Below are 14,014 nucleotides of genomic sequence, written 5' to 3'. Positions count from 1 at the left end.
CAACCAATAGACCCATGTGCAAACCAGAAATCGCTAGCAGATGGGCAAGGTTGCTGTGGCGAAGATCGGTTAGGGTTTTCTGGGAAAGCTCGCTCCGATCCCCTGTCATCAAAGCAGCGGCGAAAGCCCCTGTTTGACCTTCAAGGTGTTTCCGTATGCGATCTGATAGTGCAAGACGCGCAGCAAAGAAACGATCAACATCCTGATCAAGCGAAGCCAGCAAAAGCGGAACGCGCGTGTATCCCAAGGCGCCCAATTGTTCGAACCATGCATGGCGCTGGAAATCAAAGCCATGCGGTTCTGCTGGACCTGAGGGCGGTGATAGATGGGCTGTCGTCATAACCCGCGCGCCAGCCGCCGGGCGCTGCTCTGCATCGCTCCCAAACAAGGAAATGCGCACTTGTGCTGGCGTTTGTTGCGCTGAACGGTTGCCTAATGCGACCTGATCCAAGGTCACCCGCATCGCGCCTGACCCAGAACGATCCAACCCGATCACCCGACCTTCAACCGGACCATAATAGCGCCAGTCAAGAACAGGCTCCGCTATCCAAGTTGTGCGCCAAGCGGCCATCGAAAAGCCAGCGGCAACAAGCGTGATGCACCAAAACAAAGGGCGCAGTTCGTAAGACGTGTGTCTAAATGCGATAATCCCCACGATACAAAGCCCTGTTGTTGCGCAATAATGCAGGGTTGAAGGTTCGGACGGCACAGAGAAGAACAGCAAGATACCAAGCGCAAAGATAACGGGCGTCCAGACAAATCCTTGGCCCATTTCCGCATTCAGGGCGTCGCGCCAATGCTCCTTGCGCTTCATGCTGGTCCTTGTCCTCGCCCGCGCTGATAGATATCAGGTGCTCAACTCTATCCAAATTATGCTTACCGAAAGGTTAATCGCGCTATGTCCGCTGATGTTGTCACTCGTTTTGCCCCTTCCCCAACGGGCTATCTCCATATCGGCGGGGCGCGTACCGCTTTGTTCAACTGGCTTTATGCCCGCGGCCGTGGAGGCAAGTTCCTGCTGCGAATCGAAGACACCGATCGCGCGCGCTCCACGCCAGAGGCGACCGATGCCATTTTGCAGGGCATGGCTTGGCTGGGGCTTGATCATGATGGGGATGTGATCAGCCAATTTGAGGGCGCAGCGCGTCATGCTGAGATCGCGAATGAATTGCTCGCTGCGGGTAAAGCGTTCAAGTGTTTCGCCACACAAGACGAGATCGAAGCCTTTCGCGAGACCGCGCGCGCCGAAGGCAAATCTACCCTCTATCGCAGCCCATGGCGCGACGCGGATGCGAGCACACATCCTGATGCACCTTTTGTTATTCGTATCAAGGCTCCGCAAGGCGGCACGATGGTCATCAAGGACGAAGTACAAGGCGATGTGAAAATCGCGCATGAGCAGCTCGACGACATGATTCTGTTACGCTCGGACGGTACGCCCGTTTATATGTTGGCCGTTGTTGTGGATGATCACGACATGGGGGTCACCCATGTTATTCGCGGAGACGATCATTTGAGCAACGCTGCACGCCAGATGATGATCTACGAAGCCATGGGATGGGACGTCCCCGTTTGGGCACATATTCCGCTTATTCATGGACCTGACGGCAAAAAACTGTCCAAGCGTCATGGCGCATTGGGCGCGCAAGAATACCAAGGTATGGGTTATCCTGCGGCGGGCATGCGCAACTACTTGGCGCGCCTGGGCTGGAGCCATGGGGATGATGAATTCTTTACCGACGCTCAGGCCAAAGAGTGGTTCGATCTGGATGGGATTGGCAAATCGCCGGCGCGTTTTGACACGAAAAAGTTGGAGCACCTCTGTGGTCAGCATATTGCAACCACAGATGATGCTGCTTTGCAGCAAGAACTTTTGGCATTTTGGGACGTTATCGGCAATGACGCAATGTCCGACACAAAAATCGCGCTTTTGTCAAAAGCCCTTGAGAGCTTAAAGGCACGTGCGAAAACCTTCCCAGAACTCATTGATAAAGCTACATTTGTCTTGGTTGATCGTCCGATCCAACCAGATGAAAAAGCAAGCAAAGCACTGGATACTGTATCCCGTGGTATACTGAACGCGTTGACGCCGCATTTGCAAAATGCTAGCTGGTCACGAGACGCTTTAGAGGCGGTCACTGCCGAGTTCGCGGAAGCGAATGACACGAAATTCGGCAAGATGGCTGGCCCCTTGCGCGCAGCTCTCGCTGGGCGCGCCGTAACACCAAGCGTATTTGATATGTTGCTTGTTTTAGGCAAAGAGGAATCGATTGCCCGTATCAAGGATGCGGCCAATCCAAACGGGTAAGACTTCGGTAATACCTCAACGATACATGAGCCTGATCGCGGTCCGCGCGCCAGGTCGATTTGAAAAGGGAAAAATATGTCTGACACTGCTAAACGCAGCGCTACGCTGACGATTGATGACAAAGAGATTGAACTACCAATCTACTCACCGACTGCTGGTCCGGATGTTCTCGACATTCGCAAACTCTACGGTCAGGCGGGCGTTTTCACATATGATCCTGGCTTCACGTCTACTGCGAGCTGCGACAGCACGATCACCTTTATCGATGGTGGCAAAGGTGAGCTTTTGCACCGTGGTTACCCGATTGATCAGCTTGCTGAAAAATCCCACTACCTCGAAGTTTGCTATCTGCTGATGTACGGCGAATTGCCGACAGCTGCTGCACTTGAAGACTTTGAACACCGCGTGACACACCACACGATGGTGCACGAGCAGATGAACAACTTCTTCCGTGGCTTCCGCCGCGATGCGCACCCAATGGCGATTATGACAGGCGTTGTTGGCGCGATGTCAGCGTTCTACCCTGACAGCACAGATGTGAATGATCCTTGGCAGCGCGAAGTTGCATCTATTCGCATGATCGCGAAGATGCCGACGATTGCTGCGATGGCGTATAAGTACACGATTGGTCAGCCATTCGTTTACCCACGCAACGACCTTGATTACGCGTCCAACTTCCTGCGCATGTGCTTTGCTGTGCCTTGTGAAGAATATGAAGTGAACCCAATCCTCGCTCGTGCGATGGACCGTATCTTCACGCTGCACGCGGACCACGAGCAGAACGCTTCTACATCTACTGTACGTCTTGCGTCCTCTTCTGGTGCGAACCCGTTTGCATGTATTGCGGCTGGTATTGCTTGCCTTTGGGGTCCTGCACACGGCGGCGCGAACCAAGCTTGCCTCGAAATGCTGCAAGAAATTGGCACCGTGGATCGTATTCCTGAGTTTATCGCCCGCGCGAAAGACAAAGAAGATCCATTCCGCCTGATGGGCTTTGGCCACCGCGTCTACAAAAACTTTGACCCACGCGCCAAAGTGATGAAGCAATCTGCGGATGAAGTTCTCGAATTGCTCGGCGTTGAAAACAACCCGATCTTGCAAGTTGCGAAAGAGTTGGAAAAAGCCGCATTGGCCGATCCGTATTTTGCAGAGAAAAAACTCTTCCCGAACGTCGATTTCTACTCCGGCATCATTCTTGAGGCGATGGGCTTCCCAACGTCCATGTTCACACCGATCTTCGCCCTGTCCCGCACAGTGGGTTGGGTCAGCCAGTGGAAAGAAATGATTGGCGACCCACAGAACAAAATCGGTCGTCCACGCCAGCTGTACCTAGGCGAAACCGAGCGCGCGTATTCCGACATCGAAAACCGCTAAGTCGGCGACTAGAAATGACAAAAGCGCCTGCCCTTCACGGGGTGGGCGCTTTTTCTTTGCTCAATGTTAAACCCGTCTAAAGCCTAAGCGCCGATGACGATTTCTGCGCGCAGACCGCCAAGCGTGCCACTCTTACCAAAGCGCAATGTGCCCCCATGGGCGCGTGCAATATCATTGGTAATCGCAAGGCCTAGGCCAACGCCCGTTCCCTTATCCTGATTGCGCGCGGGCACCAGCCGTACAAACGGGCGCACAGCCGCGCCGTATTGTTCTTCCGGCAGACCGGGGCCGTCATCTTCGACCCGAAAGACCACCGTTTTCTCAGAGCGCAAAACCGAGACCGCCGCTGTATTCCCATAACGTACAGCATTACCAATCAGGTTCTCCAAGGCCCTGCGAATGGATAAGGGATTGAGCATAACATCGCTGCCCGTTTCGCTTACTTTCATATGAACGTTGGTTCCCACGCGTACCCCGTCCTCGACAACGGATTGGGTTAACGCGAGCGGATCGCACATGACCTGTTCGCCTTCGCTGCTGCCGCGCGCAAAGTTCAGAAATTCATCCAGAAGCCGCTGCATATCTTCAACATCGCGCTCTAATGGCTCGCGATCATCGTCATCCAGCATCGACAAACCCAGCTTCAGTCGCGTGAGCGGTGTGCGCAGGTCATGGCTCACCCCAGAGAGCATCATCGTGCGCTGCTCAATCTGTCGCTCAATCCGTGCCCGCATCGATAGGAAAGCATTGCCAGCCGCGCGCACTTCCACGGCGCCAGATGCTGTGTAGGGCAAAGTCTGCCCGCGCCCGAACGCTTCAGCGACGCGGCCCAAACGGGTGATCGGGCGAAGCTGGTTTCGCAAATAGAAATAGGCGATCACCGTCATCAGAACGCCGAAAAACAGCATATTCACCAAGAGCTGATGCGGGTTGGACGCCGACACGCGCAACCGATCAAAACCGATTTGAACGGGGCCCAACTCCGTGCGCGCATAGGCATAAATCTGGCGATCATCCGGCATCGCAACCACTTGCAGCTCAACCAAACGTTCATCCAAAATACGCTCTACAACGATGCCCGAAAAGTCATACCATCGACGAATTGTCGTTTCGGGGACCAGAGCCTCGCTGACATACTGAATGTTATACTGCAAATTACGCGCGATATCCTTCACTGCGATCAAAGCCTCAGCTTTGCTATCGCGTTCTTGCATTTCGTCCAGCAAGTACCGCAATTCAAGCGCGACGCTGCTACTCATTTGCTCCGTGACGCCCTCAAAATGGCGTTGAATAAAGACAACCGAAACCACCAGTTGCAAGGTGACAACCGGTAGAACCAAAATGAGTGCTGCACGCCCATATAGGCTGCGCGGCATATAACGTTTGAGCCAAGCAAAAGACATGCCATAACCTACGCACGACGTGCAGGCGAAGGAAAGAGCATATGGCACTGGAAGACTTCAACCCACCTATCGGTGTGCCCGAAACACTTGCGCCTCATCTGCGCCGGATCGTTGCTGATAACCCCTCGCCCATGACGTATCGCGGCACGAATACTTACTTGCTTGGCGCGCAAAAGATTGCAGTGATCGACCCCGGTCCGGCGAGCGATGCTCATTTACAGGCAATTCTCAGCGCCTGTTCCAAAGATCAGCGCATCACGCATATATTTGTGACCCACTCGCACATGGATCATTCGCCCTTGGCCAAAGCACTCTCAGAAGCGACGGGAGCACCTATTTTGGCCTTTGGCCCAAGTAGCGCGGGGCGCAGCGACGCCATGTTGGCCTGTGTCGCCGCAGGCATGAACAGCGGCGGCGAGGGCATCGACCCAACGTTCGCGCCCGATATTTTGTTGGAGGACGGCACAACATATGAAGCCGGTGATCAACGCCTCACCGCGTGGCACACCCCGGGTCACATGGGCAATCACATGTGCTTTGCTTGGGAAGATACATTGTTTTGCGGCGATTTGGTTATGGGGTGGGCCAGTTCCTTGGTATCCCCACCCGACGGTGATTTGACTGACTTCATGGCCTCTTGCGAAAAGATGCACGCGCTCAAGCCAAGAATCATGCATTCTGGTCATGGTGCCCCGATCACCGAGCCGTTGGCGCGCATAGAATGGCTCATTGGACACAGAAAAGGCCGAGAGGCTCAGATCCTTGATCAGTTAACGATTGCACCAAGCGCCGCACGTCAAATCGCAGAAGCGATTTATGCCGATACCCCGCCTGCGCTCATTCCCGCTGCAACGCGCAACGTCTTTGCGCATCTCATTGATCTTGAAGGAAAACAAATGGTTACGAGAAAAGATGCACCGAACGAAGACGCGATCTTTGAACGCTCTGCGCCTTTACCAAAATAAATTCGAGTTTTGTTGCAAAAGCCTCTAGACGCCGCAAATCACCATTGCTATATCGCCCGAAGTGATCCGGCGTAGCTCAGCGGTAGAGCAGTTGACTGTTAATCAATTTGTCGTAGGTTCGATCCCTACCGCCGGAGCCAATATAAACAAAGCCTTAGCGGGAAACTGCTGAGGCTTTGTTTATATTGGGCACTAAGCCACCTCAGAATACATCCAAATCAGAAAGAGGCACGTTTTGCTCCAGTAGCCTCAGCAAGCCTAGTTTCGATTTCTCGTTTCGGCAAAACTCGCACCCTCGCAACTTTTTTCCTTAATACGGTGATCCAAAGTTTGCACGCTCCCGTAGTCGGAGTATGATTGCACTTGAATTACAACATCCCACTGGACGCTCTTCCAATTTTGCGCCCCCGAAGACTGGATTACCTGTGCCGCAACCAAAGCAAGAAACGTCTCAGCTGACGGTCTGGCTTGTTGCAGTGCGTGATCACAGGGATCGCGATGCGTTTAGTCAACTTTTTGACCACCTGGCCCCGCGTTTGAAGGGATTTGTCATGCGAAGTGGCACAGGCGCAGCGCAAGCCGAAGAGATTGTTCAGGATGTAATGTTAACCGTTTGGCGCAAAGCATCGATGTTCGATCCGCACCGCGCACAAGCGTCTGCTTGGATCTATCAGATCGCTCGTAACCGACACATCGATATCGTGCGTAAAGAAAACCGTCCCATTCCTGATGAGCTCACGCATGAGCCCGCAGTAGAACCGGATGCCAGCCATATTTTGGCCTTTGATCAAGAGGCCTCGCAGCTAAAAAGCGCGATCGAGCAGCTTCAGCCCGATCAAAAAGAAATAATCGAAAAAGCGTATCTCGGTGATCTAACCCACAAAGAGATAAGCGATCAAACGGGTCTCCCGCTTGGAACAGTAAAATCACGAATTCGCCTTGGCTTGAGCCGATTGCGTAAAGAATTGAAGGGGTTGCGCTAGATGTCTGCAATCACACACCATATCCCGGACTCAATGATCGCGGCCTACGCGTCTGGCAATCTGCCTCAACCATTTGCCATGGTCGTTGCAAGCCATATTTCGGTTTGCACAGAGTGCCGCGCCGCGCTTGGCGCGCATCAAACAGTTGGTGGCGCTTTGATTGAACAGAGCGATGAAATCGCGATTTCTGCGGATATGAAAAACAATATGATGGCGCTCTTGGATGAGCCCGTTACGCCCAAGCCAGTCTATGACGCCAAGGGGGTTTACCCCGGTCCTGTCATGCAGGCCTTGAAAGGGAAGCCACCTCGCTGGAAAAGCCTCGGAATGGGCGTGAAACAGAGCATTTTGGCGCAAGAAGGCAGCGGCTCAGTTCGCCTACTCTATATTCCCGCGGGTCAAGCGGTGCCTGATCATTCTCATAACGGGCTTGAGCTGACATTGGTCCTTCAGGGCAGCTTTAGCGATGAAACTGGTCGGTTCGCGCGTGGCGATGTTGAAATTGGCGATACGGATCTAGAGCACACGCCGATTGCAGATGCGGGCGATCCTTGCATTTGCTTGGCCGCGACAGATGCGCCTTTGCGCTTTAACGCTTTAATCCCGCGTTTGCTGCAACCACTCTTTAGGATTTAAAGGGGCGATCTAACCGCCTCGGTAGACGAGCCAATCAGGTAGGCGATCCGCAGCCCTGATGAGCCATGAAAACGGGCGCGGGAAATCTGTGCGGAACCGCGTGCGCTCCATCGCTTTCATAACATGATTGGCTGCAACATCTGCAGACATGAGTTGCGGCATCGAAAAATCATTCTTGTTTGTCAGGCGTGTCTTGATGAAACCCGGATTGATGATCCGCACGGTAACGCCACTTTTTCGCAGATCAAAGCGCATCGTTTCCGCGAGGCTGATCAACGCGGCTTTGCTCGCACCATAACCGATCGCAGCAGGCAATCCGCGATACCCTGCGAGCGAACCGATCAAAGTGATGTCGCCCCTGCCCGCTTTGGCAAACTGTGGGGCAACGTGGCTTAGAACGCGCATGGCCCCCGTGAAATTCACATCCAGCATCTTTAGGGCCGCGTCACTCTCCCAATCCTGCGTGCGCATCGGATCGTAGACACCCGCATTATAAATCACCCCGTCAATGTCGCCGACTTCTTTAAAGGCCAGCTCAACAGACGCGCTATCCGTGACATCCAAAGGCAAGGCCGTCGCATTTCCGAGTGCGTCGGCAAGCTCGGTCAGTCGCTGCGCTGATCGCGCAGACAGGATCACATGCGCGCCAGATTGAACCAGCCGTTTGGCAAGTTCACGGCCAAGACCTTCGCTCGCACCAATGAGCCAATAGGTTCTTCCCTCAAAAGCAATCATGTTGGGCTCCTTGTGGGTTTGCTATCGGACACGAGCGGCTCTGGCGGTGCAGGTTTGCGCATGAACGGTGCGCCTTTGATCCAAAGCTTGAGCGCTTGCCAATAGATCAGCGCAATGACGCGGATCGCACCGAACGGGCGGCGCACTGCAACCTTTGCCAGCGCGGCTGTGCTTGCGGGTGTGCGCATTCCATTCAAGGTCGCGACCACACCTTGATCGCCATTTTCGTATGAAATGCGAATGTTAAACGCCTCATTGGTCATGCCAAAATTGAAGCGATATTGCCCCTCCACCTTTTGAAACGGTGAGACATGCATCAATTTTTCAGCTTCGATGGCGTCATCGCGTTCAATAGGGCGAAAATCGTCGTGCGCGCAGAAATAACAATGGCGATGCCCAAACGTGTTGTTCACCTCCGCAATAAACGCCCTTGGCGTGCCATCGATCACCGCGATCCAGAAACTGACGGGATTGAAATGGAACCAAAGAAAGCTCGGCTGGGTCAAAAGGAGCAGTTCTGCGTTTTCAGTCGGGAACCCCCGTTGGACCAGTTCGTCGTGAAACCAACGCACGCCGTGTCCTGCGCCGCGTGGGCCGCCATGATGACGATCACGCAGGGAAAACAGGTTGAACCGATTGCGCGACAAAAGCGGCGGCGCGCCTTTGCTCATATCGCTCAACACGTAGTCAACGCCGTAGCGAAACGCATTTTTAAGGCTGCCTTTACGGGCGTGATAGGTTTGGGCGGAGACAAGCTGGATCATACTATTACTACGCGCGCGAGCCGCGTCTGGATCACTTGAAACACAATTTTCTAATGACTGAAGTGATCCGATCCCCGATCCCCCGCGTATTCCCTTCAAATACAATCGATAATGAGGACCGCATGTTGGATCAAACCCAAGGCTCGCGACGTAAGATCGCAATCGTCGGAGGCGGCATTTCAGGGATGTCAGCAGCGTATTATTTGTCCGCGCACCACGATGTCACGCTCTATGAGGCGGCTCCGCGATTAGGCGGTCATGCGCGCACTGTGCTGGCTGGAAAGAACGGGGATCAACCTGTTGATACAGGTTTTATCGTCTTCAACTATGCGACTTATCCTTATCTGACGCGGCTGTTCCGTGATCTTGATGTGCCTGTGATCAAAAGCGAGATGAGCTTTTGTGCAAGCATCGATGACGGCAAGATCGAATATGGTTTGAACAGCCTCGCCGCTATTTCGGCCCAAAAGCGCAACTTGGTGCGCCCACAGTTCTACAAAATGGTCGCCGATATCCTGCGCTTTGGTAAAGAGGCTGAGGCTGCTGCGAAGGACGATGACAAAACCATCGGCGAGTTGGTGGATGAGCTTGGCCTCGGCCAATGGTTCCGCGACAATTACTTGATGCCCATGTGCGGTGCGATTTGGTCCACGCCCGTCACAGACGTGAATGCATTTCCCGCCAAATCGCTCGTGAATTTCTTTCGCAATCACGCTTTGCTGGCTGGCACCGGTCAGCACCAATGGTGGACAGTGGACGGCGGCAGCATCGAATACGTGCGCCGCCTTGAAGACGCGCTTGATGCGCGCGGGTGCGCCATATTCAAGGGCACGCCCATTGAAAAGGTCGCGCGCACAGGCGGAGCTGTTAACGTGATTGCTCAAGGCCATGACGTGCAAAGCTTTGATGATATCGTCTTTGCCTGCCACTCGGACCAAGCGCTCGCCATTCTAGGCGAAGATGCAAAACCTGCAGAAGCCGCCGCCTTGAGCGCGATCCGCTATCAGCCCAACACTGCGGTCTTGCATTGCGACGAGGGACAAATGCCCAAGCGGCGCAAATGCTGGTCCAGCTGGGCCTATCGTTCGCAAGATGGCGGTGTTGGCGTGACCTACTGGATGAACCGTTTGCAGAATATCCCCGAAAGCGATCCACTGTTTGTGACGCTCAATCCGTCCCGCCCCATCCCTGAAGATAAAGTCTATGACAGCGTCGAATTTTCCCATCCGGTTTTCGACAAACCTGCCCTGAACGCACAACGCGAAATCCGCGCGATGCAAGGGCAGAACAACACGTGGTTCGCTGGCGCGTATAACCGCCACGGCTTTCACGAAGATGGCATTGCCAGCGCCATGCGCATTGTTCGCATGATGAACACACCTTCCACTCACAGCACAAAAGGCCTGCACCATGACATTGACGAACAAAGCCATGACCTCGCAATTTCTAGAGACCTGCGCCCAACTGCGTGAAGGTCAACTGACGCTGCGCACGCCTGATGGCGCGCGTTATCAATTCGGTGACAGCGGTCCAGAAGCGGAAATGCAGATCAATGATTGGGCTGCTGTGTCCGCGATGGCGGCGCATGGTCAGGTGGGTTTGGGCGAAGCTTACGTGCAAGGCTTGTGGGACACACCCTCAGTTGAAGGTTTGATGTCCGTTGCAATGCTTAACCGTGAGCATCTGGGCAATTACGATCAGGCCAGCGCATTTAACAAAGCGAAGTTCCGTTTGGTGGATCGTGTACTGCGCGCCAATTCCAAACGCGGTTCGCGCAAGAACATCCGCGCGCATTACGATGTGGGCAATGAATTTTATCAGCTGTGGCTCGATGAGGGCATGACCTACTCATCAGGTATCTTTAACGATGGCGGCGATGATCTAGCCCGCGCGCAAACCCGCAAGAATGATCGTGTTCTATCGCGTTTGAATTCCGGCGAAAGCGTGCTGGAAATCGGCTGTGGCTGGGGCGGTTTTGCCGAACATGCTAGCAGCGAAGGGCGCGATGTGACCGGCGTAACGATCTCGCGCAATCAACACAGTTATGCCGATTGCCGCCTTGATGGACGCGCTGATATCCAGCTGCGCGATTATCGCGATATCAACGGTAAATACGACAACATCGTTTCAATCGAAATGATCGAAGCGGTGGGCGAGAATTATTGGCCAAGCTATTTCGACACGCTGAAAAAGAACCTCGCAGAGGGGGGGCGCGTGATGCTGCAGGCCATCACGGTGCGCGATGAGTTCTTTGAAACCTATCGCACATCGTCTGACTACATCCGCCAATATGTCTTTCCCGGCGGTATGTTGTTGTCCGATAAGATCATCGCAGAGCAAGCGCAATCTGCGGGCCTAAAGGTTCAAGATAACTTTGCCTTTGGTCAGGACTACGGCAAGACCTGCCGCATCTGGGCAGAGCGCCTTGCCGCGCAAAAGCGCAAGATTATGGAGCAAGGTTATGGCGAGAATTTCTTCCGCAATTGGCAGTATTACCTTGAGATTTGCGCAGCATCCTTTGCGATTGGACACACGAATGTAGTCCAGGTCGAGCTGGCCCATGCGTAGCATTTCGCTCGCCCTTCTCTTGTGCCTCAGTGCGGCAACCGCTTTGGCATCGAGCGTGGACAAAGTCTTGCCCGGCGCAAAGCTGCGCGGGGAATCCACGTTCCGATACCTTGGTTTCCAACTTTACGATGCGCGTCTTTATACAAAGAACGGCGCTGCGCTGGATTGGTCCGACGATTTTGCGCTTGAGCTGACATATAAGCGTTCGCTCACGCAGTATGATTTGGTTGAGGCCACACTGCGCGAAATGAAACGCATTCGAAAGCCGCTTCCGAGCCGCGCTAAATTGGAGGCCTGTTATAAGGCTGTGCAACCGGGCGATCAGTATCTCGCGGTCACCCAAGGCGCAAATAAAGTGCAGTTCTGGCGCAATGGGCGCGCCGTGTGCACCTTGTCCGGGCAAGGGATCAAAGACGGGTTTATGTCTGTTTTCCTTAGCACAGACAGTCGATCGCAGCGTTTTACACGGGCGCTATTGGGACAATGATGCTTTATCCACGGGTCAGCCTGTATGCCCTGATGCTCGCATCAGCTGGCATACCGCTCTATATTCATCTGCCACAGTTTGCCTCGACCACTTTGGGGATCGGGCTTGGCACTTTGGGTGCGATTTTGCTGGCGATACGGCTCTTTGATCTTATCCAAGATCCGCTCATTGGCTGGGTCGTGGATAAACGGCCGCGCGCGCAGCTCTGGTTCGCCTTAAGCGCGGCCGCAGGTTTAGCTATCGGTTTTCCGCTGCTCTTTACGCTAAAAGCTGGGGCGCTTGTTTTGCCCAAACTGATCCTAATCCTAATGTTGCTCTTTTCAGCCTATAGCCTAGGGATGATATTGCTTTACGGGCGCAGCGCGAGCCTTGCCAAATCGCCAGAGCCGCGCGATTTGATGACGCTGGCTGCCTTTCGTGAAAGCGGAATGTTGCTTGGCGTGATCCTTGCAGCGCTCGCCCCTACGATCTTCATCGCCCTCGGCGCGAGCGGGCAAGGTTACGGTACATTTGGTTTGTTTCTTGGTGCGGTCGCCGTAGTTACTGCCCTGCTCACCCGCACTCTGTGGAAGCGCCCTGTCATTCAAGGCAGCCCTTTAAGTTTCGCGAGGCTCGCGGACGCTGGGGCGATCAAACTGCTAATACTCGCAGTGCTGAACAGCTTGCCCGTTGCCCTCACCTCGACGCTGTTCTTGTTCTTTGTACAAGACTACTTAGCCCTGCCCAAACTCGCAGGTCCCCTGCTCGTCTTGTTCTTTTTATCTGCTGGTCTCAGTGTTCCAGTCTGGACGTTCATTTCGCACAAGATCGGGGCCAAGCCTACGCTTTTGATCGCGATGCCCCTCGCGATTGCGAGCTTCGTTGGCGCGGCCTTCTTAACGCCCGGCAATGCCGTTGGTTTTGCTTTGATTTGCATCGCATCTGGCGCAGCGCTCGGCGCCGATATGGTCCTTCTGCCAGCCCTCTTTAGCATCGCACTGACCAAAGCGGGCCTAAGCGCTTCGACAGCGTTCGGCATCTGGTCGTTCGCTGGAAAGCTCGCGCTGGCCCTTGCCGCAGCAATCGCCCTGCCCCTGCTTGAGGCGCGCGGTTTCACCCCTTCTGGTGACAACTCAACCGAGGCGCTTGGCGCGCTTGTGATCGCCTATGCCGTTCTCCCCTGCTTCCTCAAAACTGCGGCCTTCGTTTACGCGCTGCGCTTGCCTACAGAAAGATCATTGTGATGAAACTTGTCCTAGCCTGCCTGCTGTTTGTGATCGCTGCAATGATCGCAAAGACCTACATTTTCAGCTTCCGATCCCAAGTTCCGGCGGATTATGCGGGCACGGGCCCGCAGTTCGATCTCAAGAAACACCTGTCGGGTGAAATCCTGTCCGAAGGATTGATCTTTGGCCCCAACGGAAAGATGACCAATAGCTTCGTGGCAAAAATGGTTGGCAAATGGGATGGAGACACGGGAACTCTGAGCGAAGAATTCACCTACTCCAACGGCAAAGTGCAAAATCGGAAATGGTTCTTGAAACTTGGCCCGAACAACACGTTCACCGCGACTGCCGATGACTTGGTTGGCGAGGCACAAGGGGTGATTTCAGGCTCAACCGTGAAACTGAGCTATCAAATCATCCTCCCGAAAGATGCTGGAGGACATGTCCTGCAAGCGGTTGATTGGATGTATTTGACCGCAGATGGTGCGATCATGAACAAATCAGAAATGCGCAAATTCGGCTTGAAGGTTGCGGAACTCGTCGCGACCATGCGGCCACAATAAAACCCACCGCCTCTGCAAAGACG

14 protein-coding genes and 1 tRNA gene are annotated in these 14,014 nt (G+C 54.1%); 11 read left to right on the top strand and 4 right to left on the bottom strand.

Annotated elements, in window-relative coordinates; all coding sequences use genetic code 11:
• On the bottom strand, positions 1-814 hold an 814-nt coding region (locus tag ABJQ89_RS08535; RefSeq protein ID WP_348495825.1), incomplete at its 3' end, for a ComEC/Rec2 family competence protein.
• A gap of 84 nt (positions 815-898) precedes the next feature.
• Here ABJQ89_RS08535 and gltX point away from each other — a divergent pair.
• Positions 899-2,308: a glutamate--tRNA ligase gene (gltX, locus tag ABJQ89_RS08530; RefSeq protein ID WP_348495824.1), complete on the top strand. Its 1,410-nt coding sequence runs from the start codon at positions 899-901 to the stop codon at positions 2,306-2,308.
• Between the two features lie 75 nt (positions 2,309-2,383).
• Entirely contained in the window at positions 2,384-3,682 is a 1,299-nt protein-coding gene (gltA, locus tag ABJQ89_RS08525; RefSeq protein WP_348495823.1) for a citrate synthase, read from the top strand.
• An 83-nt stretch (positions 3,683-3,765) separates the two neighbouring features.
• Here gltA and ABJQ89_RS08520 read toward each other — a convergent pair whose 3' ends face one another.
• On the bottom strand, positions 3,766-5,085 hold the full coding sequence (locus ABJQ89_RS08520; RefSeq protein WP_348495822.1) for an ATP-binding protein: 1,320 nt from the start codon (positions 5,083-5,085) through the stop codon (positions 3,766-3,768).
• 41 nt (positions 5,086-5,126) lie between these two features.
• On the opposite strand from ABJQ89_RS08520, the gene ABJQ89_RS08515 reads away from it, so the two are divergent.
• The 4 genes from ABJQ89_RS08515 to ABJQ89_RS08500 all read left to right on the top strand — a co-directional run bounded on the left by ABJQ89_RS08515 (position 5,127) and on the right by ABJQ89_RS08500 (position 7,669).
• Positions 5,127-6,050, top strand: a complete 924-nt coding sequence (locus ABJQ89_RS08515; protein ID WP_348495821.1) for an MBL fold metallo-hydrolase — start codon at positions 5,127-5,129, stop codon at positions 6,048-6,050.
• Positions 6,051-6,115: 65 nt separating this feature from the next.
• A tRNA-Asn gene (locus tag ABJQ89_RS08510) sits at positions 6,116-6,190 on the top strand.
• Positions 6,191-6,403: 213 nt separating this feature from the next.
• A complete protein-coding gene (locus ABJQ89_RS08505; RefSeq protein WP_348495820.1) occupies positions 6,404-7,033 on the top strand; it encodes a sigma-70 family RNA polymerase sigma factor in 630 nt (209 codons plus the stop codon).
• Entirely contained in the window at positions 7,034-7,669 is a 636-nt protein-coding gene (locus ABJQ89_RS08500; protein ID WP_348495819.1) for a ChrR family anti-sigma-E factor, read from the top strand. It abuts the gene before it with no gap.
• 9 nt (positions 7,670-7,678) lie between these two features.
• On the opposite strand, the gene ABJQ89_RS08495 is transcribed toward ABJQ89_RS08500, so the two are convergent.
• Entirely contained in the window at positions 7,679-8,404 is a 726-nt protein-coding gene (locus ABJQ89_RS08495) for an SDR family NAD(P)-dependent oxidoreductase (protein ID WP_348495818.1), read from the bottom strand.
• Positions 8,401-9,168, bottom strand: a complete 768-nt coding sequence (locus ABJQ89_RS08490) for a DUF1365 domain-containing protein (RefSeq protein ID WP_348495817.1) — start codon at positions 9,166-9,168, stop codon at positions 8,401-8,403. The genes ABJQ89_RS08495 and ABJQ89_RS08490 overlap by 4 nt, the downstream gene beginning before the upstream one ends.
• 122 nt (positions 9,169-9,290) lie before the next feature.
• Between ABJQ89_RS08490 and ABJQ89_RS08485 the strand changes: the two genes are divergently transcribed.
• Genes ABJQ89_RS08485 through ABJQ89_RS08465 form a run of 5 tightly spaced genes read left to right on the top strand, consistent with a single transcriptional unit; the run spans position 9,291 to position 13,991 of the window.
• Complete coding sequence (locus ABJQ89_RS08485; protein WP_348495816.1) at positions 9,291-10,640, top strand: FAD-dependent oxidoreductase; 1,350 nt, start codon at positions 9,291-9,293, stop codon at positions 10,638-10,640.
• Positions 10,579-11,736, top strand: a complete 1,158-nt coding sequence (locus ABJQ89_RS08480; protein WP_348495815.1) for a cyclopropane-fatty-acyl-phospholipid synthase family protein — start codon at positions 10,579-10,581, stop codon at positions 11,734-11,736. The genes ABJQ89_RS08485 and ABJQ89_RS08480 overlap by 62 nt, the downstream gene beginning before the upstream one ends.
• Positions 11,729-12,223 (top strand): hypothetical protein, encoded by a 495-nt coding sequence (locus tag ABJQ89_RS08475; protein ID WP_348495814.1) that lies wholly within the window; start codon positions 11,729-11,731, stop codon positions 12,221-12,223. The genes ABJQ89_RS08480 and ABJQ89_RS08475 overlap by 8 nt, the downstream gene beginning before the upstream one ends.
• Positions 12,223-13,446, top strand: a complete 1,224-nt coding sequence (locus tag ABJQ89_RS08470) for an MFS transporter (protein WP_348495813.1) — start codon at positions 12,223-12,225, stop codon at positions 13,444-13,446. The genes ABJQ89_RS08475 and ABJQ89_RS08470 overlap by 1 nt, the downstream gene beginning before the upstream one ends.
• Positions 13,446-13,991 (top strand): DUF3833 domain-containing protein, encoded by a 546-nt coding sequence (locus tag ABJQ89_RS08465; protein ID WP_348495812.1) that lies wholly within the window; start codon positions 13,446-13,448, stop codon positions 13,989-13,991. Before ABJQ89_RS08470 ends, ABJQ89_RS08465 begins: the two co-directional genes overlap by 1 nt.
• Positions 13,992-14,014: the final 23 nt, after the last annotated feature.

The organism is Planktotalea sp., assembly GCF_039984035.1.
GTDB lineage: Bacteria > Pseudomonadota > Alphaproteobacteria > Rhodobacterales > Rhodobacteraceae > Planktotalea.
Note: the sequence above shows the minus strand (reverse complement) of the source record. Positions and strands in the feature narration are given on the sequence as shown.

Bases quoted from the DNA above. Each gene is read 5' to 3' on its own strand.
- ABJQ89_RS08515 (WP_348495821.1), top strand. From the start codon at position 5,127: ATGGCACTGGAAGACTTCAACCCACCTATCGGTGTGCCCGAAACACTT.
- ABJQ89_RS08465 (WP_348495812.1), top strand. From the start codon at position 13,446: ATGAAACTTGTCCTAGCCTGCCTGCTGTTTGTGATCGCTGCAATGATC.
- ABJQ89_RS08480 (WP_348495815.1), top strand. From the start codon at position 10,579: ATGACATTGACGAACAAAGCCATGACCTCGCAATTTCTAGAGACCTGC.
- ABJQ89_RS08470 (WP_348495813.1), top strand. From the start codon at position 12,223: ATGCTTTATCCACGGGTCAGCCTGTATGCCCTGATGCTCGCATCAGCT.
- ABJQ89_RS08475 (WP_348495814.1), top strand. From the start codon at position 11,729: ATGCGTAGCATTTCGCTCGCCCTTCTCTTGTGCCTCAGTGCGGCAACC.
- ABJQ89_RS08495 (WP_348495818.1), bottom strand. From the start codon at position 8,404: ATGATTGCTTTTGAGGGAAGAACCTATTGGCTCATTGGTGCGAGCGAA.
- ABJQ89_RS08500 (WP_348495819.1), top strand. From the start codon at position 7,034: ATGTCTGCAATCACACACCATATCCCGGACTCAATGATCGCGGCCTAC.
- ABJQ89_RS08490 (WP_348495817.1), bottom strand. From the start codon at position 9,168: ATGATCCAGCTTGTCTCCGCCCAAACCTATCACGCCCGTAAAGGCAGC.
- gltA (WP_348495823.1), top strand. From the start codon at position 2,384: ATGTCTGACACTGCTAAACGCAGCGCTACGCTGACGATTGATGACAAA.
- ABJQ89_RS08505 (WP_348495820.1), top strand. From the start codon at position 6,404: ATGATTGCACTTGAATTACAACATCCCACTGGACGCTCTTCCAATTTT.
- ABJQ89_RS08520 (WP_348495822.1), bottom strand. From the start codon at position 5,085: ATGTCTTTTGCTTGGCTCAAACGTTATATGCCGCGCAGCCTATATGGG.
- ABJQ89_RS08485 (WP_348495816.1), top strand. From the start codon at position 9,291: ATGTTGGATCAAACCCAAGGCTCGCGACGTAAGATCGCAATCGTCGGA.
- gltX (WP_348495824.1), top strand. From the start codon at position 899: ATGTCCGCTGATGTTGTCACTCGTTTTGCCCCTTCCCCAACGGGCTAT.